We start from the raw sequence: 25,341 nt of genomic DNA, 5'->3' as shown, positions 1-25,341 counted from the left end.
TGGTGACCACCGTTCCCTGGTTGACGATCCTGTGGGTGCTCCCGCTGCTCGGCGCCGCCGCGATCGCGGCCCTGCCCGCACGCCTCGGTTCCGCCACCCGGTCGATCGCCCTGACGGTGTCGATCGCCGTTCTGGTGGTCGCGGTGATCGTTGCCGTCGGATTCGACCGCGCGGGAGAGCGTTTCCAGTTCGTCGAATCGCACGACTGGATCCCCTCGTTCGGCGCCGGCTACCGGCTCGGCGTCGACGGCATCGCCCTGGTGCTGGTCCTGTTGACCGCCGCGCTCGTGCCGTTGCTCCTGGCCGCCGGATGGCACGATCACCGCGCCGCCGACGAGGAGGCCGGCGCGGCCCGCCCACGCTCCGCGCACACCTATGTGGCGCTGATCCTGCTCGTCGAGTCGATGGTGCTCGTGTCGTTCACCGCCCTCGACATCCTGCTGTTCTACGTCTTCTTCGAGGCGATGCTCGTCCCGATGTACTTCCTCATCGGCGGGTTCGGTTCGCCGGGGACACCGCGTGCCGACCGGGCACGAGCCGCCGTGAAGTTCCTGCTGTACAACCTGCTCGGCGGACTGGTGATGCTCGCCGCGTTGATCGGCCTGTACGTGGTCACCGCCCGATCCGGACTGGGGGAGACCGCGGGAGTGGGCACCTTCGACGTCCGGACCGTCACCGCCGCCGCCGTCGCCGGTGATCTCGACGCAACCCCCGCCGTGCTCGCCGCACTGTGTTTCGGTTTCCTCGTCGCCTTCGCGGTGAAGGCTCCACTGTGGCCGCTGCACGGGTGGCTACCCGACGCGGCGGTGCGGACCACGCCGGTCGCGGCGGTGCTCATGATGGCAGTGGTCGACAAAGTCGGCACCTTCGGCATGCTGCGCTACTGCCTGCAGCTCTTCCCCGACGCCTCGGTGACCTTCGCGCCGGTCGTGGTGACCCTCGCCGTCATCGGCATCGTCTACGGCGCGGTGCTCGCGATCGGTCAGAACGACGTGATGCGCCTGATCGCCTACACCTCCATCTCGCACTTCGGGTTCATCGTCCTCGGCATCTTCGCGCTGACCTCGCAGGGGCAGGCCGGCTCGACGCTGTACATGGTCAACCACGGGATCTCCACGGCCGCACTGTTCCTCATTGCCGGTTTCCTCGTCTCGCGGCGCGGAGACCGCACCATCGCCGCCTATGGCGGGGTGCAGAAGGTCGCTCCGGTCCTCGCCGGAACCTTCCTCGTCGCCGGACTGGCGACCCTGTCCCTGCCCGGGCTCGCGCCGTTCGTCAGCGAGTTCCTCGTCTTCGTCGGCACCTATCCGCGCTACCAGGTGGCTGCGGTGATCGCGACACTCGCGCTCGTGCTGTCCGCGCTCTACGTGCTGTGGCTCTACCAGCGCATGATGGGCGGACCCGTGCGCCTGCCCGGTGGAGACGACGGTGACGACGGGAACGGCGGTGCCGAACACGCCCGCAGGCTCTCCGATCTCGTGCCTCGTGAGGTCGCGGTGGTCGCGCCGCTGATCGCGTTGCTGCTCGTTCTGGGGATCTATCCGAAACCCGCGCTCGATGTCATCACCCCCGCGGTCGACGACACGCTCGTGTCGATCGACATCTCCCGGCCCGAACCGGTGGTGCCCGCCGAGCGACCCGTCGCCGAGAATGGTGTTCCCTCGCACGGTTCCGAGGAAGGTGAAGCCGAATGAAACCCTCCGAGGGCATCGTCGTTCTTGCCGCGTCGATTCCCGCCCCGGCGATCGACTACGGACGGATCGCACCGATCCTCATCGTCTTCGCCGCCGCCGTCGTCGGTGTGCTGGTCGAGTCGTTCGCGCCGGCCTCGGCACGCTACCTCGCCCACGTGCTCCTGACGACGGGTGCGCTCGTGGCGGCGTTCGTCGCCGTGGTGATGCTCGCGGGAACCCGTGCGACCACCCTGTCGGGGGCGGTCGTGATCGACGGACCGGCGCTGTTCCTGCAGGGATCGGTCCTGATCGTGGCGGTGCTGTCGGTTGCGCTCGTCGCGGAACGGAGTATCGAACAGGTTCGCGCGCAATCGGTTTCCCGCGCCGCGGTCGGTGCGCATCTCGACGCGTTCGCGCCCCAGGCGTCGGCGATTCCGGGTACCGCGGCCGAACGGCAGGCGTTCGCGGCGGGCGGCGCACGGACCGAGGTCTTCCCGCTCCTGCTGTTCGCGGTGGGCGGGATGCTCGTGTTCCCGGCCTCGAACGACCTGTTGACGATGTTCGTCGCGCTCGAAGTGCTGTCGCTGCCGCTGTACCTGCTGTGCGGTCTGGCGCGGCGCCGGCGGTTGCTCTCCCAGGAAGCAGCACTGAAGTACTTCCTGCTGGGCGCGTTCTCGTCGGCGTTCTTCCTGTACGGGGTGGCGATGCTCTACGGCTACGCCGGGACCGTCCACCTCGGCGGGATCGCCCTGGCCATCGACACCGGCGCGGGCAGCGAGACCACCGCGCTCGTCGGGGTGGGTCTGCTGGCGGTCGGGTTGCTCTTCAAGATCGGAGCGGTGCCCTTCCATTCGTGGACGCCGGACGTCTATCAGGGTGCGCCGACGCCCGTGACGGCGTTCATGGCCGCCGCGACGAAGATCGCCGCATTCGGCGCACTGCTGCGAGTGCTCTACGTCGCGGTTCCCGGTTCTGCCGACCAGTGGCGTCCGATCCTGTGGGCCGTTGCGATCGCGACGATGGTCGTCGGTGCGGTTCTGGCGGTGACGCAGAACGACATCAAGCGCATGCTCGCGTACTCGGCGATCAGCCATACCGGATTCGTGCTCACCGGTGTCGTGGCCGGCACCGCGTCCGGGGTGTCGTCGACGCTGTTCTATCTGCTCGTCTACGGGATCGGGACGGTCGGTGTGTTCGCCGTGGTGACGCTGGTACGCGACCCGGACGGCGAGGCGTGGGAGCTGTCGCGCTGGGCCGGTGTCGGGCGGCGCTCACCGTTGCTCGGCGGGGCGTTCGCGCTGTTCCTGCTGTCGCTGGCGGGCATTCCGCTCACCAGCGGGTTCATCGCGAAGTTCGCGGTCTTCGGTGCGGCGATCGAGGGCGGTGCGGCTCCGCTCGTGATCGTCGGTGTGCTGGTCAGTGCGGTCGCCGCCTACTTCTATGTGCGGGTGATCGTGCTGATGTTCTTCACCGACCCGACCGACGACGCTCCGCGGCTCGCGACCTCGACCGTGGCGACGAGCGCGGCGATCGCGTTCGCGGCGGTGGCGACGGTGCTGCTCGGCATCCTGCCGCAACCCGTCCTCGACCTCGCCGAGCGCGCGGCCGTGTTCGTGCTCTGACCACTAACGGGGTGCGGGCCGGGAATGTCGCGACCGTCGTATCGGTTCCACCTCCCGAGGAGGCGTAATGACCGATACACGCAAGGCGATTCTGGCAGGCGGATGCTTCTGGGGTATGGAGGAGCTGATCCGGAGACAGCCCGGGGTGGTGTCGACGCGGGTCGGCTACACCGGTGGGCAGAACGATCACCCTACCTACCGCAACCATCCGGGGCACGCGGAGTCCGTCGAGATCGTCTACGACCCCGCACGGACCGACTACCGGGCGCTGCTCGAGTTCTTCTTCCAGATCCACGATCCGACCACCCTGAACCGGCAGGGCAACGACGTCGGGGCGTCCTACCGTTCTGCGATCTTCTACCTCGACGACGAGCAGAAGCAGGTCGCGGTTGACACCATCGCCGACGTCGAGGCGTCGGGTCTGTGGCCCGGCACGGTGGTCACCGAGGTGACTCCCGCGAGCACCTTCTGGGAGGCCGAACCCGAGCACCAGGACTATCTCCAGCACTACCCGAACGGGTACACCTGCCACTTCCCGCGGCCGGACTGGAAGCTGCCGAACAGTCGCATCGCCGACGCGGCGAACTGAATCACGCGCACGGGTGGTTCCTTCCGCGGATCCGTATCGTGGAGGTACAGGTTGTGACGCCACTGCGGAGGAGTGCTCGATGGGAATGTTCGGCAAAGCTATGAAGAGCGCCGCCGTGGTCAAGGCGATCCAGGTCGCCCGACGCGAAGCGGCCAAGCCCGAGAATCAGCGCAAGGCCAAGGAGATGCTCGCCAAGCTGCAGCAGAAGCGCCGCGGCTCGCACTGATCTGCCCCTCGCTGATCCGTTGTCCACCCGGGCAGCGGATCGGCGTGCAGGCTCACCGGTTTCGTTGTGCCGCCGGTCCCTCGGGACCGAGCCTCAGCGGTGCTGCTGCTTCACGAGGGTGAACTGCTGGACGTCGATGAGGCGACGTCGGAAATTCGCGGCGCACCCGGTGAGGTACCTATGTATCGCTGGTAGACCTCCTCGGAGGCCATCCGCACCGCGTCGTTGCGCCGCGCCTCGAGGGCTCGCGCCCACAGGTCGAGCGTGCGAGCGTAATGAGGTTGCAGGGACTCGATGTTCTGCACCCAGAAGCTGTTGCGTTGTGCGCCGGTGATGACCAGATCCCGGTCGGGGAGCTGTCCTCCGGGGAAGATTTCCCTCATGATGAACCGCAGGAACAGTACGTCCTCGCGGGTGACCGGCCCCTTCATCGCCTCGAACTGGGCGCGGGAATGACCCACGATGGTGTGCAGCAGCATCCTGCCGTCGCTGGGCAGGATGCGCGAGGCGCGGTCGAAGAAAGTGTCGTACCGCTGTCGGCGGAAATGCTCGAACGCTCCGACGCTGACGATGCGGTCCACCGGCTCGTCGAACTCCTCCCAGCCTTGTAGACGCACTTCCGCGGTACGGCCTCCGGAGGACATGCCCGAGAGCAGACCGGACACGTGTTCGTACTGGTTGCGGCTCAACGTCAGACCGATGACGTGCACGTCGTATCGCTCCGCCGCCCGCATCATCGTCGAGCCCCAACCGCAACCGATATCCAGCAGCGTCATCCCGGGCCGGAGATCGCACTTACGGAGAGCAAGATCGACTTTCGCGATCCGAGCTTCCTCGAGGCTCATGTCGTCGCATTCGAAGTAGGCGCAACTGTACGTGCGCGTGGGGTCGAGGAACAGTTCGAAGAAGTCGTCGGACAGGTCGTAGTGGGTCTGGACCTTCTCGTAGAACGGCGTCAGTTGCTGCATTCGGACCTACTCTCCGCGAGGAGTGGGACGCGAGTTCCGGTGCGGGGCGTCGGTGCGTCCCGGCGATACGCCGCTATCGGTCGATAGTGCTCCGACAGAGCGCCTTCTCACACGGGAACGGCGATTCCTGGGGCAGATGTCCGACTCGGGCACCGGCGTGCTGCCGTTATTCCGTGGTGTCAGCCCGCACGGACGGATGTCTCGTCGGCGACCGGCACGATGTCGAACGCGTCCTCCAGCTCTCCGAGGGCGGTATCGAAGTGGTCGAGAAGAGGCTGCAGCTGCGGCAGGCTGCGACTGCACGAGGTCAGGCCGAAAGCGATCGCGTCGTCGGTGCTCGTGCACGTGATGTTCAGTGCCTGACCGTCGACCGGCACGGACAGTGGATACACCGCATCCACGCGAGCGCCGTTCCAGTACAACGGATCCGGAGCTCCCGGCACGTTCGAGACGATGACGTTGAAGGGCGGTCGCGGGAGTGCACGATTGCGGGTGAGGATCCCCACCGCCAGAGGCGCGACGCCGAGTGCACTGGCCGCCAACCGGGACAGGGAGGACATCCCCTGCATGGAGGCCTTGCCTTGCGTCGTCGATGCCGACACCCGGGCCAGCCGGTCGGCCGGATCGGCGAGATCCGTACCCATATCAACCATCAAGACACCGAGTTCGTTTCCGGCGCAATCTTTGTCGGGTCGTAGGCACACCGGGACCATGGCCACGAGCGACTTGCCGGGCAACGCCTCCTGCTCGGTCAGGAAGGCGCGCAGTGCTCCAGACGACATGGCCAGCACGACATCGTTGACGGTCGCGTCGGCCGCTCTCGACACAGCACGCAGGCGGGTCAGCGTCCACGAGCGCGCGGCAAACCGGCGCGTCCCCGAGATCGGCACGTTGATCATGGTGTTCGGCGCGGCGAGCGACAGCGATCCGCCACCGCCGCGCAGCGCCCTGTTCACGGTGCCGGCCAGCGCGGGCACGAAGCCGGTGACCTCGGACGTCGCCGTCCGCACCGCCTGCATCGCGGCTTCGGGAAGATCTAGCGCGGTCCCGGACGAGTGGGAGCGGCTCGGCGCGTCGAAGAGCGACCACGGTGCCGGCATGCCGGTCTGCTCGGAGTCCGGACTCAGGGCGCGGCGCAGCAACTTCATCGCGCCCACGCCGTCCGCGAGGGCATGGTGGATCTTCGTGTAAACGGCGAGCCGGCCGTCCGCGAGACCCTCGATGACATGCATCTGCCACAACGGCCGGCTCCGGTCGAGCAGCGTGCTGTGCAGCCGGGAGACGAGATCCCACAGTTCGTCGAGCCCGCCGGGCTGCGGCAACGCGTTGCGTCGTACGTGGTAGCTCAGGTCCAATTCCGAGTCCTCTTCCCACGCCCACTGGCCGAAGGTGCCCAGGGAGCGGACCGCGCGCTTACGCCACAGCGGGGCGACCTCACCGTTCTGTGTGGCGGCGGTGAACAGTGCCCCGAGATCCGCGGCGCTCGTACCGTCCTGGGGACTCAGAAGGATCAGTCCGCCCACATGCATCGGATGATCACGGGACTCCCCGAGAAGGAACATCGAATCGGTGGGCGACATGGGTGGACGCATCAGCACGTTTCCTCCGCCCGGTACGCCGGGCAGTTCGTGACGAGGCCCCCTGCTGCCCCGTCGACATGTGCGTCAAACCATGACCCCCATCACAGATTTATGACGCGACACAACTACTACGCGACACCGGGCCATATCGCCAAGTCCGGACGCCCGATTTCCCACCGAAGTCAGAATTGTTGTCCGATTTGCGAACTCCGAGGCGCTTTCGCGGTCCACATGACGCTGTCGACGACGGTTCCCCATTCAGCATCTCGGACCTCCGACATCTGCCAGTGGACGTCGAATCCTTTCAAGGATCACCCCGCGCGGCGGTTGGGGAATACCCGGACGCCGAATCGCGTAGGTCGATCCCGTGATCGGTCACTCCTCGTCCCCGCGATTGCGACGACGCCACTGCACGGCGGCCGTGAGCAATCGGATCCCGAGAGCCAGGAAGATCAGATTTGCGATCATCTGCACCGACACGACGGCTCGCGCGGTCTCGGTTACAGCGGAGATGTCCCCGAATCCCACCGTGGAGAAGACCGTCAGACAGAAGTACAGGGCATCGACGCGGGACAGTGGTTCGGTGAAGTTGTCCGGATGCGCCACGGACATGCGGAGGTAAAGGGTTGCGAAGACCACGAGATAGGCGGACACGATCGTGGTGAGTGCCTCGACGGCCTGGACCGCCGGGTACTCGGACGCGAGAATCCTGCGGATCTGCCACCAGCCGACCATCAGGACCGCAGTGCCACCACCGACGAGGGTCAGGACCTCGGACGTGCTGCGGACATGCTCGACCGGAATCACGAAGTAAACGCTGACCAGCACGAAGGCGGTGAGCGTCGGACGCGCTATCGCGGTCAGGATCAACCGTTTCCGCTCCCGCGGATCAGGTGTGCGCGGAGGATCGGCCACGGTCGTCCCCGTCCCGGAATGATGACCTTTGCCCCTACGGTATCGATCGGGCCGGGGCGACGATGGGAAGACCGAGTATCCGATCCGGCCCGGAAGGTCGACGCGGGCGGGGAGTGTGGGGAGTCGTCGATGACCGAACACGAACTGTGGGTCCGACCGATCGCGGAGGTGGGCGCCGCCGACGCGCCGACCGTCGGTGGCAAGTCCGCGAACCTCGGAGAGCTCACCCGCGCAGGCTTTCCGGTACCGCCGGCGTTCGCCGTCACCACCGCCGCCTATCTCGACGCGATGGACGCAGCCGGCATCCGATCCCGACTGGCCGCCGAGGCCGTGCCCGACCCCGATGTCGACGACGCCACCCTCATCCGTACCTCCGCGGAACTCGCCGCCCTGGTGACGGGTTCGACCGTCCCGGCCGGGATGCGCGCGGCGATCGTCTCCGCCTACGAGAGCCTCGGTCCCGACGCGCCGGTTGCAGTGCGGTCGTCGGCTCCCGCGGAGGACGCCTCCGACACATCGTTCGCCGGGATCCACGAGTCGTACACGAACGTCATCGGTCCGGACGCGGTGATCCGCGCGGTGCAGGCGTGCTGGGCCTCGTTGTGGTCCGAACGCGCCCGCACCTACCGAGGGTTGCGCGGGGTGACCGACGAGCCGTCCATCGCGGTGGTGGTCCAGGTGATGGTGAAGTCCGAATTGTCGGGCGTGGCCTTCACGGCCGACCCGCGCACGGGCGAACTCGATCGCATCGTCATCGAGGCAGCTCTCGGTCTCGGAGAGGTCGTCGTCGGCGGGCAGGTCGAACCCGACACCTATGTCGTCGCGAAGGACGGCCTCGAGGTGCTCGACGTGCATCTCGGTCATCAGGAGTTCCGCATCACCTCCACCGACAGCGGGGACAGTCGCGTCGCCGTCGATCCCACGCGCCGCACCCGAGTGCTCGACGACGATCAGCTGCTGCGCGTCGCGCGCCTGGCCGCCGGAGTCGAGGAGCACTACGGGCGCCCCCAGGACCTCGAGTTCGCGTTCGCGGACGACGAGTTGTGGATCGTGCAGACCCGCCCGATCACCACGCTCGATCAACCGGCGGCGCCCGCCCCGTCCGGAAACGGCGAGGCACGAGCGTTGCTGACCGGTCTCGGTGCCGGCCCCGGGACGGCGACCGGCCGAGTGCGGGTGCTCCACGAACTGGTCGACGGGAAGAAGCTGAGCGACGGCGAGATCATCGTGGCGCCGATGACCAGACCCGACTGGTTGCCGATTCTGCGCCGCGCCGGCGGCATCGTCACCGACGGTGGTGGTATCACCTGCCACGCGGCCATCGTCGGACGCGAACTCGGCAAGCCCGTCGTGGTCGGTGCACGTACCGCCACCAAGGATCTGAAGGACGGGCAACTGATCACCGTCGACGGCAACGCCGGTGTGGTGTTCGACGGCGCAGTCCACACGGCGGAACGGCCCGTCGCGACGGGATCCGCGTCTGCAGCGTCGGCCGTAGCCGCCGAAACCGTTACGGCCACAGCGGTCTACGTCAATCTCGCGACTCCGGATGCCGCGGAGGCGGTCGCCGCGACCGATGTCGACGGCGTCGGTCTGCTCCGTGCCGAGTTCATGATCACCGAAGCACTCGCGGGCGAACACCCTTCGCACATGATCGCGCAGGGACGCCGCGACGAGTACGTGGAGAAGATGGCGGGTGGCCTGGCGCGGATCGCGGCGGCATTCGCCCCGCGTCCGGTCGTATACCGTGCGATCGACTTGCGCAGCAACGAATTCGCCGATCTCGAGGGTGGGGAGGTCGAACCCCACGAAGAGAACCCGATGATCGGTTACCGCGGGTGCTTCCGGTACATCCGGGATCCGGAACTGTTCTCCTTGGATCTCGATGTGCTGCACGGGGTTCGGCGCACACACCCGAACGTGCATCTGATGATCCCGTTCGTGCGCACCCGCTGGGAGCTGCGGGACTGCCTCGCCCAACTCGACCGGCATCCGCTCGGTTCCGACCAGCGCATGCAGCGCTGGATCATGGCCGAGGTCCCGTCGGTCGTCTACTGGTTGCCGGAATACGCGAAGCTCGGCATCCACGGCGTGTCCATCGGAACCAACGACCTCACGCAGTTGATGCTCGGCGTGGACCGGGACTCGGAGGTGTGCAAGGACCTGTTCGACACCCTCGACCCCGCGGTGCTCGACGCGATCGACCACATCATCGAACGGGCCTCGGCCGCGGGACTGACGACGTCGTTGTGCGGTCAGGCCGTGTCGACGAGCACCGACCTCGCCGAGCATCTCGTGCGGCGCGGCATCACCTCCGTGTCGGTCGCGCCCGACGCCGCGGCGCAGACGAGACGGACGGTGGCGCGAGCGGAACAACGCATCCTGCTCGACCGCGCCCGGCGCGCCGGGGCATGACCGGCGGGGAACCGTCCTTCGTCAGGGGCGCCGCGCACTACGGGACGACCATCACGGGCCAGGTCACCGTGTACAGCAGCGCCCGTGTGGTGGATCCCAGCATCAGGTTCGGGAACCCGCCTCGACCACGACGGCCGAGAACGAGCAACTGCGCATCGGCAGCGTGCGATGCCAGATAGTGGGAGGGCTGGTCCAGCACCACCACCGGGTGCACCCGCACGTCGGGGAACTCCTCGCCGTGCCCGGCGAGACTCTCGGACAACAGTGCCCGCTCCTTGTTCTCCACGCTGTCCCACTCGATCCGGAATCGGAACGGACCGCGCACATCGAGGTCGGACCACGCGTGGGCTGCCACCACGTCGGTGCCGCGCAGCGAGGCCTCCTCGAACGCGGCGGACACCGCGCACACTGTGCTCCGAACCGTCGACGCCGACGACCACCGGACGCGTGACCACCGCTCGGCTGACCGAACCGAATCGCTCCCAGCCGAACCGGTTGTCCCCGGCCCCGACCACGACCATCGACGCCGACTTCGATCGGTCCACCAGTTCGAGCGACGGAGAATCGGTGCACAGGCGGGTCTCGATGTCGAGCTCATCCTCGGGCACCGCGCGGCGCGCGTATCCGGCGGCATCGAGGAGCATGTCGCGTCCCTCGGATCCCTCCTGCTCGAAGAATCCGGCGGGCATGCCGATCGGGACACCGAACGTGTTGCGGACCGACACGATGGTGACCAGCGACAACGGGAGCCGGCACCGTTCCGCCTCGCGAGCTGCCCAGACCACGGCCTGCAGGGACGCTCTCGATCCGTCCACTCCGGCGACGATGGGGTGGTGTGCTGTCATCACGATCACCTCGGTGCCTGTCCGAGCTGCGGGCACGGCCGTTTCGGGCCCTGCTTTTTCCGGGATCCTGCGGTTTCGGGACCCTGCCAGCACACGCTCGGACCGGTCGGTCGCACAAGAGTCGACGGTCCCGACCTGCCCGCAGGAAGTGACCGAAGACCCTCACGTGCCGTGCACGCCGCTTCTCACACTGGAGACTGCATCCGGCGCAATCACCCACTGCCGAAAGGCCCCGCCATGTCCGTCCTGATCGGCTACGCGACCGCTCGAGGGTCGACGCGGGGAATCGCCGAACGCATCGCTGCGGGACTGGAAAGCCGCGGTGCCGTCGAACTGCGCGCGCTCGGCGATGTCGCGTCGGTACGAACGTACGAGGCGCTGATCGTCGGAAGTGCGATCCACAACGGGCAGTGGCTCCCCGAGGCTTCCGATGCGATCTATCGGCTGGGCACCGAATCGGAAGGGCGACCGGTGTGGGCGTTCTCCGTCTCGTCGATCGGAGCGACCAGCACGATTCTCTCGCCCCGGGTGGCCGCATATCTGCGACGGGTCACGCCGGAACCTCGGGCGGTGCAGAACCTCCGTTCGATCACCGATGTGCGTGATCACCGTTTCTTCGCCGGTGCCATCGCTTCGGGCGACTGGGCCGGAATCGGGCGGATCGTCTTCCGGCTGATGGGCGGACACTACGGCGATGCCCGGGACTGGGTCGACGTCGACGCATGGACGGAGAGGATCCGGGAAGGCCTCATCGATATACCGCGTGATCAGGGCTGACCGGTGCCGGTCGGGCCGGCCGGGGGAGTGACGGAGACCTGCTCGATCGGCTCGCGCGCGCCCTGGTCCAGACGGAAGGGCGGGTATTCGTCGCGCATCAGTGCCGCATACGCCCACACACGGCACAGCCACCGGTTGATGCCCATGACGAAGTCGAACAGTGCGCGCGGATAACGACCGGTGAACAGGATCACGATCCCGGCCGCGAAGGTCGCCACGACGAACGCGATGTGCAGGAAGAACAGCACGAGGAAATGGGGGATCGCCAGCAGCCATTTCACCAGCCACAGCCACCGCGACAACGGTTCGTCGAGATCGCCGCGCAGATGCACCGGATAGGGCACCGCCGCCGGGTGCGAAGGTGCGGTGACCGGAGTGGCGCCGGTAGCGGGAGCGGACACCGGACCGGGCGGCGGAGGCCCGTGCCGACCGAGTCCGACCGCGCCGGCGAGCAGCAGAGGGACACCGACGGCGAGAAGAACCAGACCGAGGATCAGCAGGGCGAGCACGGCCGGTCCGAGCAGGCCGATGTGGATCCCGGCGCGCACGTCCACGCCGATCCCTGCGGATGCGTCGGCGTTCATCACCACCACGGTCCATGTGCCGTCGCGCAGATCCCATTCCACTTGCTGGGTGCCGGTCCCTTCCGCTGATGCGACCCAGAACTGTTGCGCGTAAGGAGCAGCCGGGGTGTCGCCCCCGGGAACGTCACGGTAGGTGACCTCGAACGGCTCGAACCGCAGATCGGTCACGACGGTGTGGGCGACCCCTGAGAGATAGGCCTCGACCTCCCCGACGGGAGCGATCCCGACGAACACCGCCGATGCGGGATCGAGTGCGGTGGCCTGCACCAGAAGCCGGCCGATGTCCTCACTGCGCAGACCCGTGGGGCTCTGATCGTCGGTGACGAGGTCGAGACGTTCGGAGACCAACGCGTGCGTCTGCGTCCGAAGGGTCCCCTCGGGACCGGTGATGAAACCGTCGGCGCGCTGGACGACGAAGAACCACCCCAGAATGAGCGCTCCGACCGCGGCAGCGCCTCCGAGGAGCACGAGCAGAATACCGACGACCAGCATGACCACTGTGCCGACGTTCATCGATCCGTCCTCCGCGCACCGTGACGATCACCGAGTCGCTACGGGAGGGTGCTCGTAGAACGATTGTGGCAGCTCGATCGGTCTTTGTCGGCGTCAATCGAGCATTACGGGGTATCGAGAACTTCCTCGGCCGATCGAGCGATCAGCGAAGACCGAAGGACGGACTCTCCTCGCGCCGCCGCGCGACGATGTCGTCGAACGCGTCGATCAGCCCCTCGGGATACCAGCGGGGACTCGTGTCGGCGGTGGTGGCGACGAGCAGCAACTGGTGTTCGCGTGCGTCCACGGCTACCCGGGCGAGCCGGGTGCGCCCCTCGTCGTCGAGCGCCGCGACCGTCGCGGCGAGATCGGCGACGAGCAACACGCGCGGGGGGTCGACGACCGGCGAATCGAGTTCGGCGACCACGTCGGTGATCTGATCGGTGGTGGTGGCCCAGCAACACGGCCCCGTGGGGAGCGAGGCGGAGCCACCGAGCCAGCGATGACGACGGTGCGGATCGATGACCACCAGGTCGTGGGTGCCGCCGGTCAGTGTCGTCATCGCGATCAGGTCGAGCGACACGCTGGGCGACGAGCGGCGCTCGTCGCGTCGGATCAGCAGGTGCCGTCCGGCGGACAGATCCCACGAGACGGGCGTGCCGTCGTTGTCGCGCCCGAACGGGATCGTCGTCCGGCACGCGATCACCCGGGAGCCCGGTCCGCGAGCGGGGCGCACCGGGACAGACGATCGGCACGGTCGACGAGTGGGCGGAGTGGCGGGCATCGACATGGTGGATCCGTTTCGTGTCGCTGGTTCCGGAGCGGTCCTCGGACGACCGAACTGTAGAGGCGGGCACCGACAGGAACGGCCGCGTGCAGGTCGCAGCCGTCACTGCTCGTCCGCTTCGGGGTAACCGCCCGATTGCGACAGCCCTCGCCGTAGCCGCCCTCACCGCCCTCGGCGGTCACATCGCCTCCGCAGCGCCCGTGCCGATCGTGGACGACACCGGCGCGATCGCTGCTCCGAGCAGTACCCAGATCTCGTTCGCGCACAACCCGACCGGTCTGCGCGCCGGCACTGCGAACGAGCACGAGTCCCGCGCCGACGTGTCGATCGTCAAGATGTATCCGGCCGAGTACGTTCTCACCTACGTCGATCCTGCGGATCACGCCGACGCGACGGAGATGATCCGGTCGTCGAACGACGCGATCGCGGACCGCCTGCACGCGGAATACCCCCAGGCGATCTCGTCGACCGCGGCGGAGTTCGGGCTCACCGACACCCACGTGCCCGGCTACTGGGGTGTGGGCACCACGTCGACGCACGACATGGTCACCTATCGCGAGACGAAGAAGCGCACTGATCCCGGTTCGCCGGTGCTCGCCGCGATGGCCACGGCCTACGACACCGCGGTCGACGGATATCCGCAGGACTACGGCACGGCGCTGATCGCCGGAGTGATCGGCACGAAGCGGGGTTGGAGCGACGACCGCTCGTTCCACGCCTCCGACTCGTTCGGTCCCGATTTCTCGGTCGCGGCGTCGACCTACGGATCGGCAGGGACGCTCTCGGAGCACGTCCTCGGCGCGTTCACCGAAAGGGTCCCACCCAGACCGGAGACCGGTCCTTCTCTGCAGGATTGCCCGCCGCTGTGCCGGCTCGCCGGCGATCCGCTTCTCGGGCCGCCCGCGCAGGATCTCCTCGACGGGTTGCCGCCGGTCGTCACCGATCCGATCTGCGGCTGATCCCGGTAGGCATCAGATGCGGCGCATAACGGACACGACGGTGCCCAGCACCACCGCCTCGTCGCCGTCGAGGACGGGATAGGCGGAATTCCGGGGTTCGAGGTGGACGTGGCCGCCTCGGCGCCGGTACACCTTGACCGTCGCCTCGCCGTCGATCATCGCCGCGACGATCTGACCGGAGTGGGCCTCGTGCTGCCGCCGAACCACCACTGTGTCGCCGTCGCAGATCGCCGCGTCGACCATCGAGTCGCCTCGCACGCGAAGCGCGAAGACCGTGCCGGAGCCGACCAGATCGCGGGGGAGGGTGAGCAGGTCGTCGGTGTGCTCCTCGGCGAGAATCGGTGCGCCCGCGGCGATGTCGCCGACGACCGGCACGGTCACGGTGTCGTCGGATGCGCGTTCACCGCCGGACGAGCCGAGGAAGGGGCGCACGTCGAGCTGGCGCGCCACAGCGGTGCCGCGACGGAGGAAACCCTTGTCCGCGAGGCTCTTCAGATGCTTCGAGACCGTCGACGTCGACCGCAGACCCACCGAATCGGCGATCTGCCGGGTGCTCGGCGACGATCCCTGCGCAACGATCCAGTCGCGGATCGCGGCCAGGATCTGCTGCTGGCGCAGCGGCAGGGACGCGGGGTCGAGGCCCCCGAACATGTCGAACTCGTCGTAACCGGTCACCCGGAGAATCGTAGCTACGCGATCTCCGCCAGGTCCGGGGGAGTACCTGCGGAGGAGCTCTGCCCGTTCTGCAGCTGTTCCATGGCCCGTCGCTCCCGCAGCGCCCGGATGAGCTGCCGCTCCTGCAACTCCGCCGGATCGGCGGACAGGCCGGGAATCGAGAATCCGACCAGGGCACCTGCCAGCAGCGCGAGCGCCACCCGCGCCGAGTCGCCCTCCCGGATGCCCAGGACGAGTTCCACGAACACGAGCGCTCCGACGGCGACGAACACCACTGCGATCAGGGCCAGGATCCGGCGGATCCTGGGCTTCGGACGCGATCCCGGCGCCAACGGCATCGACTGGGCCGCGAGCTGCCACAACCGGGCATCGACGCTCTCCCGCAGGGGGCGCTTCCGGAACTCGTCGCCGAGTCCGTTGTAGATGGCCAGATCGGCTGCGATCCGGGTCCGGAGGTTTCGACGGGACAGCTCGCGCGACAGACGTGCGGCCGCCCACGACACCACCCCGGTGACGAGTGCAACGACGACGGGAACCCAGATACTCACGCCGGAACATTACGACAGCGGAGCCGGAATCGGCGGGATGCGGAAGGCGTGCTCCGGCCGTGTGGCGCGAACCGAAAAGTGGTGCCCCCGGTGAGACTCGAACTCACACTGGACGGGTTTTGAATCCGTTTCCTCTGCCAATTGGGATACGGGGGCGTTGCGGACACCACTGTAGAGGATCGGGCGAAGCGGGCGCGCACCGGTACCCTTCTTACGTTCCACCCTGCACCGGGGACCGCCAGTACCGAGGGGAAGGCCCGACCATGACCTCCGCGCCGCACGACAGCACACCAACTCCTCGTCGGGTCGTCGTAGCGGAAGACGAGGCCCTGATCAGGCTCGATCTCGTCGAAATGCTGCGCGAGGAGGGCTACGAGGTGGTCGGTGAGGCCGGCGACGGACAGCGTGCCGTCGAACTCGCCGAGGAACTCCGGCCCGACCTGGTGATCATGGACGTCAAGATGCCGCGCCGCGACGGCATCGACGCCGCCTCGGAGATCGCACAGCGGCGCATCGCCCCTGTGGTCATTCTCACAGCCTTCAGTCAGCGCGAACTCGTCGAACGCGCCCGCGACGCAGGCGCCATGGCGTATCTCGTCAAGCCGTTCTCGAAGAGCGATCTCGTGCCCGCCATCGAGGTGGCCGTCAGCCGCTTCTCCGAGCTGCGCGAGCTCGAACGCGAGGTGCAAGGGCTCAACGAGCGATTCGAGACCCGCAAGCTCGTCGACCGGGCCAAGGGACTGCTCATGGAGAAGCATGCGATGACCGAACCGGAGGCGTTCCGCTGGATCCAGCGCGCCGCGATGGACCGCCGCACCACCATGAAGCAGGTCGCGGTGGTCGTCCTCGAGACCCTCGGAAGCGACACCGCCGGCTAGCCGCGCGAACCGGTTTCGAGTGCCCACGGCGCCCGACGCGTTACCGCCACATCAAATCTCCGCCCCGCAGATAACGGTCGTATCACAAGGATTTCGGCCGGGTTCGCGGGGTGCTTCCGACCGCTATGTTTCGACCACATCCGGAATCCGCCGGATGCGGTGTCAGGCGTTCGAAGGAGAGTTGAATGGCAAGACGGACTCTGGTCCGCGCCGTAGCGGTACTCGGTGCTGCGACGCTCGCCCTCACCGGGTGTGGTTCGGACAGCGACGATTCGGCATCCGGTACGTCGGCCGGTGACGAGGGGTCGGCGGCCGCGACGACCGTCGAGACCGACTGCGAACCACAGCAGGCCACAGCAGGGGCGACTCCCGCCACGGGACCGCTGAAGATCGGCACGATTCTCCCCGAGACCGGCAGTCTCGCCTTCCTCGGACCGCCCGAGGTCGCTGCCGTCCGGCTCGCCGTCGACGACATCAACGCCGCGGGCGGTGTTCTCGACCAGCCGGTCGAACTGTTCCCGGGCGATTCCGGGGACACGACGACCGACACCGCGAACACCACCGTCGATCGGCATCTCGCCAACGGCACCCAGGTGATCGTCGGCGCCGCCTCGTCGTCGGTCTCGCTCAAGGTGATCGACAAGATCGTCAGTGCCGGCGTGGTGCAGTTCTCGCCGGCGAACACCTCCGACCAGTTCGTCTGCTACGCCGACCGCGGGTTGTACTTCCGCACCGCCCCGACCGACGTGCTCCAGGCGCAGGCGCTCGCGCAGCTGATCGCCGAGGACGGGGCGCAGCGCGTGTCGATCCTGGCGCTGAACGATCCGTACGGCACCGGCCTCGCCGAGAACACCGTGACCAATCTCGTCGACGCCGGTATCCCGGAGGACCAGATCCAGAAGATCATCTACGATCCCAACGCGCAGTCGTTCAACGCGGAGGTCGACCAGGTGGCCAACTTCGCACCGGATGCTGTGGCACTGATCGGCTTCGAGGAGTCGGCGAAGATCATCACCCGCATGCACGAGGTGGGCATCGGCCCGTCCGACGGCATGGCGGTCTTCGGTGTCGACGGCAACATGGGGAACGCGCTGGGCGAGAACGTCGCCGAAGGACTGCTCGACGGCATGGCCGGCACCACGCCGCTGACCGACACCGGCGAGGAGTTCCAGCAGCGACTGCTCGGCGTCGATCCGGGCCTGATCGACTTCAACTACGCCGGAGAGTCCTACGACGCCGTGATCGTCTCGGCGCTGGCCGCGGAACAGGCAGGGTCGACCGCCGGGGTGGACATCGCCGCGAACATCAACTCGGTGACCCGCGACGGGGCGAAATGCACCAGCTACCAGCAGTGCCTCGACCTGCTCCGCGCGGATCAGGACATAGACTACGACGGTGCCACCGGCGAACTCACCTTCGTGGATGCGGGCGAACCCGGCGTGGGCTCGTACGGCCGACTCGTGTTCGGTCCCGACAACACCCTGACCACCGAGGACTACATCGTGGTGGGTGAGTGACCCGCCGGTCGTGAGCGAAGGGGTGATCGCCGGTAGGCGGTCACCCCTTCCGCTTCTCCCGGCTGCCGGCGAGAGTGCCGAGATACAGTTCGACGACCTTCGGGTCGTGCATGAGATTGCTGCCGGTGTCGGTGTACGCGTTGCGGCCCTGGTCGAGAACGTATCCGCGATCGCAGATCTGCAGGCAGCGACGAGCATTCTGCTCGACCATGATGATCGACACCCCCGCCGCGTTGATCTTCTTGCAGCGGATGAAGACCTCGTCCTGGAACATCGGCGACAGTCCCGCCGACGGCTCGTCGAGGAGCAGCACCGACGGCTCCATCATCAGCGCGCGGCCCATCGCGACCATCTGCCGCTCACCACCGGAGAGCGCTCCCGCCTTGACCTTCCGGCGCTCGGACAGCAACGGGAACAACGACGCCACCCGCTCGAACTGCTTCTCGAAGTCCTTCGGACGCAGATAGATCCCCATCTCGAGGTTCTCCTCGATGGTCAGTGAGGGAAACACGTTCTGCGTCTGCGGCACGTAGCCGATCCCCTTGCGCACCAGAATGTGTGCGGGCGCCGAGGTGATCTCGTCCCCGCCGAGCGTGACGGTGCCGCTGCGGACGGGGATGAGGCCGAACAACGCCTTGAGCAGGGTCGACTTGCCGGCTCCGTTCGGGCCGATGATGCCCACGATCTCACCGTCGCGCAGGTAGAAGTTGCAACCGCGCAGAATGTCGACCCCGGGGAAGTAACCGGCCACGAGATCGTCGGCGCGTAGGAGAGCTCCGGTCGCCAGGCGGGCATGTTCCTCCGGGGTCGCGGCACGTTCCGCCGGCGTCGTCCCGGTGAGTGCAGGAGTGATGTTGTCGCTCACGGCTTCTCCAGGGTCGTGGCCGTCGCGTCGGTCGACGCCGAATCGGGATCGGACAGGTCGCCTCCGGCCTCGAGGGTCTGCGCTTCCGCGTCAGCGAGGGCGTCGGCGAGTTCGGCGGTCGCGCCCACGGGATTGCCCTCGTCGTCGAATTCGAGTGCCTGGTCGTGGTGACTGCCGAGATAGGCGTCGACCACGGCCGGATCGGACGACAGGGCGTCCGGCGGTGCCTCCGCGATCACCGAACCCTGCGCCATCACCACGACCCAGTCGGAGATGTCGCGGATGACGTCCATGTCGTGCTCGACGAATACCACGGTCGTCCCGTCGTCGCGCAGGGTCTTGATGTGTCCCAGCAGATTCTGCGTGAGCGCCGGATTGACGCCGGCCATCGGCTCGTCGAGCATGACGACGGTCGGTTCGGTCATCAGCGCACGGGCCATCTCGAGCAGTTTGCGTTGGCCGCCGGACAGTGAACCGGCGAAGTCGTCGGCCTTCGCGGCCAGGCCGAAACGGTCGAGCAGTTCGTATGCGCGCGTGGTGATCTCGCGTTCCTGGCGGCGCCATGTCCACGGCAGCAGTGCGCCGGCCATGCGCTCGCCGGTCTGGTGCCGGGCGCCGAGACGGACGTTGTCGAGGACCGTCATCTTCGACAGCGCCTTGGTGAGCTGGAAGGTGCGCACGATCCCGCGCCGCGCCACCTGATGGGGGTGGAGCCGGCCGAGCGCGTCGCCGTCCATCGCCCAGATGCCGGTGTCGGGCCGGTCGAAGCCCGTGAGGAGATTGAACAGGGTGGTCTTGCCGGCGCCGTTCGGGCCGATCAGGCCGGTGATACACGAGCGCTGGATCTCGAGGTGGGCCACGTCCACGGCCTTGAGCCCTCCGAATGTGCGGCACAGATCGTCGACGACGAGGATCGGGTCGGGTTTGGCGGCGCCGGGGGCGCGGTCGACGCCGGCGAACAGTGCGGCGCGTTCGTCCGCGCCGAGGACCGTGCGCGGTGGTGTCGGGTCGGGTCGGATCGTGTCAGGCATCGAGTTGCACCTTCCGCTTGCTTCCCAGGATGCCTTGTGGCCTGAAGACCATCATCACCGCGATGAGGATGCCGAGCAGCACGTACCGCATCGCGCCGACCTGTTGTTCGGTGAGCGGGAGCAGCGGGTCGGGTCCGGCGATCGCCTGACGCAGGAAGGCATCCGGGAGGGTGAGCAGGAACCAGAACACCATGGCGCCGAGCACCGGTCCGAAGACCGTTCCCGCACCCCCGAGGATCAGCGCGCCGAACGCGAAGAAGGTCTGCGCGGTCGAGTAGAAGTCGGGGTTGATCGACTTGGTCTGCAGGGCGTTGAAGACGCCGCCGAGACCGCCGATCATGCCGCCGAGTACCAGGGCCTGCATCTTGTAGGCGAAGACGTTCTTGCCGAGCGCGCGGGCAGCGTCCTCGTCCTCACGCACCGCCTCGAGGACCCGCCCCCACGGACTGTGGGAGAGGAGGTAGACCAGCCCGCACAGCAACAGCACGAGCGTCCAGCCGACGACCATCGCCCACAGGTCGTCGCCGTAGAACCGCATACCGAGCAGGTTGTACTGGCGACTCGAATCGAACGGGCTCAGGGACGTGAACGGGTCGGCGAAACCCCACAGGCCGCGGGTCGATCCGGTCACCGAGTCGGACGCGGTCGAGCGGAACATCAGCCGCAGGATCTCCGCCGCGGCGATCGTCGCGATGGCGAGATAGTCGGCCCGCAACCGCAGGGTGGGGATGCCGAGGACGAGCGCGAGCAGACCTGCCAGTGCGAGGCCGACGAGGATGCCCACCCACAACGGCTGGTCGTAGGTGACGGTCATGATGCCCACGCCGTAACCGCCCAGGAGGGCGAAACCGATCTGCCCGAAGTTCAGCAGCCCTGCATAGCCGTAGTGCAGGTTCAGGCCGATCGCGAGCAGTGCGTAGAAGATCGCCGACGGGCCGATGAGCTGGGCGAAGGAAACCTGGAGTACCGACACGATATCCATGGGTCAACCGATCCTTGTCCGACTGCCGAGGATGCCCTGGGGGCGGATGACCAGGATGACGATGAGTACGAGCAGACCGCCGATGTACTTCAGGTCCGGGTTGATCACGAGGGTGGACAACTGGACCAGCAGTCCCACCACGACGCAGCCGACCAGTGCGCCGTAGGCGGTGCCGAGGCCGCCGAGGATGATGCCGGCGAACATCAGCAGGAGCAGCTTGAAGCCCATCTCCCACTGCACGCGCCCGCCGAGTTCCGACAGGCCGAACAGCACCCCGCCGAGCGCGGCGAGCCCGCCACCGAGACCCCACACGAAGCGGATGACGTGTTCGACGTCGATCCCCGACGATGCCGCGAGGTCGCGGTTGTCGGCCACCGCGCGCATCGCCTTGCCGATCCGGGTGCGCTGCAGCAGCAGGGCGACCCCGACGAGCACCACCAGGCTGATCACGATGCACGCGAGGTTGACCGGGGTGATCGCGATCGGCCCCCACACCAGTTGCTGCTGTGCCTGGTAGTCGTCGAACGGCTGGGTGCGGTCGGAGTAGAAGGCCAGGATGAGATAGCGCAACGAGATCGCGAGGCCGATCGACACCACCAGCTGGGCGATCAGGCCCGTGTGGCGGCGCCGGAGCGGAGCCCAGATGAGTGCGTTGTTGAGCAGGCCGATGATGACGCCGACGATCACCGCCAGGATCGTGGCCGGTATCAGCTGGACACCGAGGGTGACATTGAAGATCCACGCCGCGACCGCCCCGAGGGTGACCAGCTCGCCGTGGGCGAAGTTCGTCAGGCCGGTCGTGCCGAAGATCAGACTCAGGCCCACTCCGGCGATCGCGATGACCAAACCGAAACGCAGACCGTCGACGATCGTGCGCACCAGCGTCTCGCCCCACGCGACCGTCGAACCGCTACGCGCCTCCCCGAACGAGAAAATCACCGTGTTCGCCCGTCCCGGAGCGACATCGCGGGTCACCGAGGTCTGGACGGTGACGTCGTCGGGCAGGCTCTCGGTGTCGACCTCGAAGACGTACGTGCCCGGCGGAACGGTGAGTTCCCAGCGCCCACCGTCGGCGGACTCCGTCTCGGTGACCACCTCGCCGCTCTCGGTGGTCGCACGGACGACGACACCGTCGAGTCGTTCGCCGGCATTGTTGAGCGTTCCGCGGACGGTCACCCCCTCCGCGGATTCCTCGTCGGGTGCGGCCGGTGCCGTGTTCGCGGGCGGTGAGGGTGGGTCCGGCGGATCCTGGGCGGAGGAGAGGCCGGCGCCGACGAGGACGAACAGGACACTCGCGAGCGTGACGAGTGCGGCGCGGACCGATCGGCGGAGGGTCGAGGTCGGTCGTCGCCGACATCCCGAGGTAGGGGCCACGCAGGTCCTCCCGGTGGGTGCGCTGTCATCGAGCGCGGCACTGCGCCCGGGGCATCATCGTCAACCTCGATGACGCCGGACTACGGTGTCGTGACAGGGGACTCTAGCGGCTGGATCGCACGGCCACGGGAAAAATTGGATCACCCGGACGTTTCGGTCTCGTTTCTTCGGACAACGAGTGTTCGCACATTCCGGAGAGGTGCTGGTCGGGCGGTGTGGCCGACGCTGTCGTCCTCGGTCCCTAGACTGGCACGCGTGACCCGTGCATCCACTTCCGCGACGTCCACCGCGGCCACCGACGACCGCCCGACCCTGCTGCTCCTCGACGGCCATTCCCTCGCGTTCCGCGCGTTCTACGCGCTGCCCGCCGAGAACTTCAAGACCCACAGCGGGCAGACCACGAACGCGGTCTACGGGTTCACCTCCATGCTCATCAACCTGCTGCGCGACGAGCAGCCCACGCACGTCGCGGCGGCATTCGACGTCAGCCGCAAGACCTTCCGTGCCGAACTGTTCGCCGCCTACAAGGCCCAGCGCAGCGCCGCACCCGACGACTTCAAGGGGCAGATCGACCTCACCAAGGACGTCCTCGGCGCGATGGGGATCCCGGTGATGGCGATCGAGGGCTACGAGGCCGACGACATCATCGCCACGCTCGCGACGCAGGCGCACGCCCAGGGCTTCCGGGTGCTCGTGGTGACCGGCGACCGCGACGCGCTCCAACTCGTCAACGGCGACATCACGGTGCTGTATCCGCGGCGCGGCGTCTCCGACCTGACGCGCTTCACCCCCGACGCGGTGGAGGAGAAGTACGGACTCACCCCCCAGCAGTATCCGGACTTCGCGGCGCTGCGCGGCGACCCGAGCGACAACCTGCCCGGCATCCCCGGCGTGGGCGAGAAGACCGCCGCGAAATGGATCCGCGAGTACGGAAGCCTGAGCGGACTCGTCGACCGCGTCGACGAGGTGCGCGGCAAGACCGGCGACGCGCTGCGCGAGAACCTGTCCAACGTGTTGCTCAACCGCCAGCTCACCGAGATGGTGCGCGACGTGGCCGTGCCGTACACCCCCGAACAACTCGCCCTCGCCCCGTGGGACCGCGACCGCATCCACCGCCTGTTCGACGACCTCGAGTTCAAGGTGCTGCGCGACCGGCTGTTCGAGACGCTCTCGTCGGCCGAGCCCGAGGCCGAGGAGGGCTTCGAGGTGCGCGGCGGGATCGTCGAGCCGGGTGCCCTCGGCGACTGGCTCGCCGAGCACGCCCCGGCGGGTCGACGTCATGGTCTCGCCGTGGTGGGCACCGGCACTCCCTACGGAGGCGACGCGACCGCGATCGCCGTCGCCGGGGCCGACGGTGAGGGCGCCTATGTGAGCACGGTGTCGCTCACGCCCGAGGACGAGAACGCCCTCGCCGCATGGCTCGCGAACCCCGCCGTGGAGAAGGCCGTGCACGAGGCGAAGTTCGCCATCCACGCGCTGCGCGGACGCGGCTGGACGCTCGCCGGCATCACCAGCGACACCGCGCTCGCCGCCTATCTGGTGCGGCCCGGCCAGCGCTCGTTCAAGCTCGACGACCTGTCGCTGCGCTACCTCAAGCGTGAGCTGCGAGTGGAAGACACCGGCGCGCAACAACTCTCGTTGCTCGACGACGAGGACGCCGCCGACGCGCAGGCGGCCGAGGCGCAGATCCTCGCGGCGCGCGCCGTCGTCGACCTCGCCGCGGCCCTCGACACCGAACTCGGCGAGATCGAATCGGTGCGCCTGCTCACCGAGATGGAACTGCCCCTGCTCGAGGTCCTCGCAGAACTCGAGGCCACCGGCATCGCCGTCGACTCGGCGCACCTGCACGACCTGCAGTCCGAATTCGCGGCCCAGGTCGCCGCCGCCGCGAACGCCGCCTACGAGGTGATCGGCAAGCAGATCAACCTCGGCTCGCCGAAACAGTTGCAGGTGGTGCTGTTCGACGAGCTCGAGATGCCGAAGACGAAGAAGACCAAGACCGGCTACACCACCGACGCGGATGCCTTGCAGAACCTGTTCGACAAGACGGGCCATCCCTTCCTCGAACACCTGCTCGCGCACCGTGAGCACACCAAGATGAAGACCACCGTCGACGGACTCATCAAGTCCATCGCCGACGACGGTCGCATCCACACCACCTTCAACCAGACCGTCGCGGCGACGGGCCGGCTCTCGTCGACCGAGCCGAACCTGCAGAACATTCCGGTGCGGACCGAGGCCGGTCGCCGGATCCGCGACGGTTTCGTGGTGGGCGACGGATTCGACGTGCTGCTCACCGCCGACTACAGCCAGATCGAGATGCGCATCATGGCGCACCTGTCGGCCGACGAGGGGCTCATCGAGGCATTCCGTACGGGCGAGGACCTGCACACCTTCGTGGCGTCGCGGGCGTTCGGGCTGCCGCTCGAGGAGGTCACCCCGGAGCTGCGTCGCCGCGTCAAGGCGATGTCCTACGGTCTCGCCTACGGGTTGAGCGCCTACGGTCTCGCCCAGCAGCTGAAGATCTCCACCGACGAGGCCCGCGAGCAGATGGAGGCCTACTTCACCCGCTTCGGCGGCGTGCGCGACTACCTCTACAACGTGGTCGAGGAGGCCCGCAAGGTCGGCTACACGTCCACCCTCTACGGCCGCCGCCGGTACCTGCCCGACCTCAACAGCGACAACCGGCAGCGCCGGGAGATCGCCGAGCGCGCCGCGCTCAACGCCCCCATCCAGGGCACGGCCGCCGACATCATCAAGGTCGCGATGATCGACGTGCAGAAGGCACTCAGCGAGGCCGGACTGCGGTCGCGGATGCTGCTGCAGGTGCACGACGAACTCGTGCTCGAAGTGGTCGAGGCCGAGCGCGAACAGGTCGAGGCGCTCGTGCGCGACAAGATGGACTCCGTCATCGAATTGTCGGTGCCGCTCGAGGTCTCGGTCGGTTACGGCCGCAGCTGGGACGCCGCGGCGCACTGAGTCGCGGGGACACCGGCCGCAGGTACACACACCGTACGTACGACGGCGCCCGCCCCCGGA

At 67.7% G+C, this 25,341-nt stretch carries 20 protein-coding genes, 1 tRNA gene and 2 pseudogenes; 10 read left to right on the top strand and 13 right to left on the bottom strand.

The features are described 5' to 3' along the window. Positions 1-2: 2 nt before the first annotated feature. From BO226_RS10000 to BO226_RS27690, 4 genes are all read left to right on the top strand, one after another. Entirely contained in the window at positions 3-1,694 is a 1,692-nt protein-coding gene (locus tag BO226_RS10000; RefSeq protein WP_071935131.1) for an NADH-quinone oxidoreductase subunit M, read from the top strand. Next, entirely contained in the window at positions 1,691-3,295 is a 1,605-nt protein-coding gene (gene nuoN, locus BO226_RS09995) for an NADH-quinone oxidoreductase subunit NuoN (RefSeq protein WP_071935130.1), read from the top strand. Before BO226_RS10000 ends, nuoN begins: the two co-directional genes overlap by 4 nt. 67 nt (positions 3,296-3,362) lie before the next feature. Beyond that, positions 3,363-3,884, top strand: coding sequence for a peptide-methionine (S)-S-oxide reductase MsrA (gene msrA / locus BO226_RS09990; RefSeq protein WP_071935129.1), 522 nt, complete (start codon positions 3,363-3,365; stop codon positions 3,882-3,884). A 79-nt stretch (positions 3,885-3,963) separates the two neighbouring features. Continuing rightward, complete coding sequence (locus BO226_RS27690) at positions 3,964-4,110, top strand: hypothetical protein (protein WP_024101189.1); 147 nt, start codon at positions 3,964-3,966, stop codon at positions 4,108-4,110. A 93-nt stretch (positions 4,111-4,203) separates the two neighbouring features. Here the strand turns inward: BO226_RS27690 and BO226_RS09985 are convergent. The 3 genes and pseudogenes from BO226_RS09985 to BO226_RS09975 all read right to left on the bottom strand — a co-directional run bounded on the left by BO226_RS09985 (position 4,204) and on the right by BO226_RS09975 (position 7,573). Continuing rightward, positions 4,204-5,078 (bottom strand): annotated as a pseudogene (locus BO226_RS09985) (cyclopropane mycolic acid synthase family methyltransferase). Positions 5,079-5,257: 179 nt separating this feature from the next. Continuing rightward, the gene (locus BO226_RS09980) at positions 5,258-6,670 is read right to left on the bottom strand and encodes a WS/DGAT/MGAT family O-acyltransferase (RefSeq protein ID WP_232238099.1); all 1,413 of its coding nucleotides are present in this window, start codon (positions 6,668-6,670) and stop codon (positions 5,258-5,260) included. Positions 6,671-7,033: 363 nt separating this feature from the next. Then, entirely contained in the window at positions 7,034-7,573 is a 540-nt protein-coding gene (locus BO226_RS09975) for a potassium channel family protein (RefSeq protein ID WP_006554027.1), read from the bottom strand. Positions 7,574-7,702: 129 nt separating this feature from the next. Between BO226_RS09975 and ppsA the strand changes: the two genes are divergently transcribed. After that, positions 7,703-9,988, top strand: coding sequence for a phosphoenolpyruvate synthase (ppsA, locus tag BO226_RS09970; protein ID WP_071935127.1), 2,286 nt, complete (start codon positions 7,703-7,705; stop codon positions 9,986-9,988). 37 nt (positions 9,989-10,025) lie between these two features. Here ppsA and BO226_RS09965 read toward each other — a convergent pair. Continuing rightward, positions 10,026-10,833: pseudogene (locus tag BO226_RS09965) on the bottom strand (universal stress protein). A 237-nt stretch (positions 10,834-11,070) separates the two neighbouring features. On the opposite strand from BO226_RS09965, the gene BO226_RS09960 reads away from it, so the two are divergent. Further along, positions 11,071-11,610 carry a flavodoxin domain-containing protein gene (locus BO226_RS09960; RefSeq protein WP_006554024.1) on the top strand — a complete coding sequence of 180 codons (540 nt, stop codon included), beginning with the start codon at positions 11,071-11,073 and terminating at the stop codon, positions 11,608-11,610. Here BO226_RS09960 and BO226_RS09955 read toward each other — a convergent pair. Next, a complete protein-coding gene (locus tag BO226_RS09955; RefSeq protein ID WP_071935126.1) occupies positions 11,601-12,707 on the bottom strand; it encodes a DUF4389 domain-containing protein in 1,107 nt (368 codons plus the stop codon). The two genes, BO226_RS09960 and BO226_RS09955, sit on opposite strands and share 10 nt — an antisense overlap. A 142-nt stretch (positions 12,708-12,849) precedes the next feature. Further along, positions 12,850-13,422, bottom strand: a complete 573-nt coding sequence (locus tag BO226_RS09950) for a hypothetical protein (protein ID WP_041803385.1) — start codon at positions 13,420-13,422, stop codon at positions 12,850-12,852. A gap of 137 nt (positions 13,423-13,559) precedes the next feature. Here BO226_RS09950 and BO226_RS09945 point away from each other — a divergent pair, with 137 nt between their 5' ends. Further along, positions 13,560-14,432 (top strand): hypothetical protein, encoded by an 873-nt coding sequence (locus BO226_RS09945; protein ID WP_083543731.1) that lies wholly within the window; start codon positions 13,560-13,562, stop codon positions 14,430-14,432. 12 nt (positions 14,433-14,444) lie between these two features. Here BO226_RS09945 and lexA read toward each other — a convergent pair whose 3' ends face one another. The 3 genes from lexA to BO226_RS09930 all read right to left on the bottom strand — a co-directional run bounded on the left by lexA (position 14,445) and on the right by BO226_RS09930 (position 15,811). After that, positions 14,445-15,107 (bottom strand): transcriptional repressor LexA, encoded by a 663-nt coding sequence (lexA, locus tag BO226_RS09940; protein WP_041803384.1) that lies wholly within the window; start codon positions 15,105-15,107, stop codon positions 14,445-14,447. A gap of 14 nt (positions 15,108-15,121) precedes the next feature. Beyond that, on the bottom strand, positions 15,122-15,655 hold the full coding sequence (locus BO226_RS09935; RefSeq protein ID WP_071935125.1) for a hypothetical protein: 534 nt from the start codon (positions 15,653-15,655) through the stop codon (positions 15,122-15,124). 79 nt (positions 15,656-15,734) lie between these two features. Next, positions 15,735-15,811 (bottom strand) — tRNA-Leu (locus BO226_RS09930). Between the two features lie 107 nt (positions 15,812-15,918). Here BO226_RS09930 and BO226_RS09925 point away from each other — a divergent pair. Together BO226_RS09925 and BO226_RS09920 are read left to right on the top strand one after the other, a co-directional pair. Next, the gene (locus BO226_RS09925; protein ID WP_006554018.1) at positions 15,919-16,533 is read left to right on the top strand and encodes an ANTAR domain-containing response regulator; all 615 of its coding nucleotides are present in this window, start codon (positions 15,919-15,921) and stop codon (positions 16,531-16,533) included. Between the two features lie 185 nt (positions 16,534-16,718). After that, positions 16,719-18,050 (top strand): ABC transporter substrate-binding protein, encoded by a 1,332-nt coding sequence (locus BO226_RS09920; protein WP_071935124.1) that lies wholly within the window; start codon positions 16,719-16,721, stop codon positions 18,048-18,050. A 40-nt stretch (positions 18,051-18,090) separates the two neighbouring features. On the opposite strand, the gene BO226_RS09915 is transcribed toward BO226_RS09920, so the two are convergent. The 4 genes from BO226_RS09915 to BO226_RS09900 are packed head-to-tail and all read right to left on the bottom strand — an operon-like array spanning position 18,091 to position 22,302. Further along, positions 18,091-18,915 carry an ABC transporter ATP-binding protein gene (locus tag BO226_RS09915; RefSeq protein ID WP_071935123.1) on the bottom strand — a complete coding sequence of 275 codons (825 nt, stop codon included), beginning with the start codon at positions 18,913-18,915 and terminating at the stop codon, positions 18,091-18,093. After that, the gene (locus tag BO226_RS09910; protein WP_071935122.1) at positions 18,912-19,946 is read right to left on the bottom strand and encodes an ABC transporter ATP-binding protein; all 1,035 of its coding nucleotides are present in this window, start codon (positions 19,944-19,946) and stop codon (positions 18,912-18,914) included. Before BO226_RS09910 ends, BO226_RS09915 begins: the two co-directional genes overlap by 4 nt. Beyond that, the gene (locus BO226_RS09905) at positions 19,939-20,928 is read right to left on the bottom strand and encodes a branched-chain amino acid ABC transporter permease (protein WP_006554014.1); all 990 of its coding nucleotides are present in this window, start codon (positions 20,926-20,928) and stop codon (positions 19,939-19,941) included. Before BO226_RS09905 ends, BO226_RS09910 begins: the two co-directional genes overlap by 8 nt. Before the next feature lie 3 nt (positions 20,929-20,931). Next, positions 20,932-22,302, bottom strand: coding sequence for a branched-chain amino acid ABC transporter permease (locus BO226_RS09900; RefSeq protein ID WP_071935121.1), 1,371 nt, complete (start codon positions 22,300-22,302; stop codon positions 20,932-20,934). Positions 22,303-22,557: 255 nt separating this feature from the next. Here BO226_RS09900 and polA point away from each other — a divergent pair, with 255 nt between their 5' ends. Next, a complete protein-coding gene (polA, locus tag BO226_RS09895; RefSeq protein WP_071935120.1) occupies positions 22,558-25,281 on the top strand; it encodes a DNA polymerase I in 2,724 nt (907 codons plus the stop codon). Positions 25,282-25,341 lie beyond the last annotated feature (60 nt).

Origin of the sequence: Rhodococcus sp. 2G, from assembly GCF_001886355.1 — a bacterium.
In the GTDB taxonomy this organism is placed as follows: Bacteria; Actinomycetota; Actinomycetes; order Mycobacteriales; family Mycobacteriaceae; genus Rhodococcus; species Rhodococcus pyridinivorans.
Note: the sequence above shows the minus strand (reverse complement) of the source record. Positions and strands in the feature narration are given on the sequence as shown.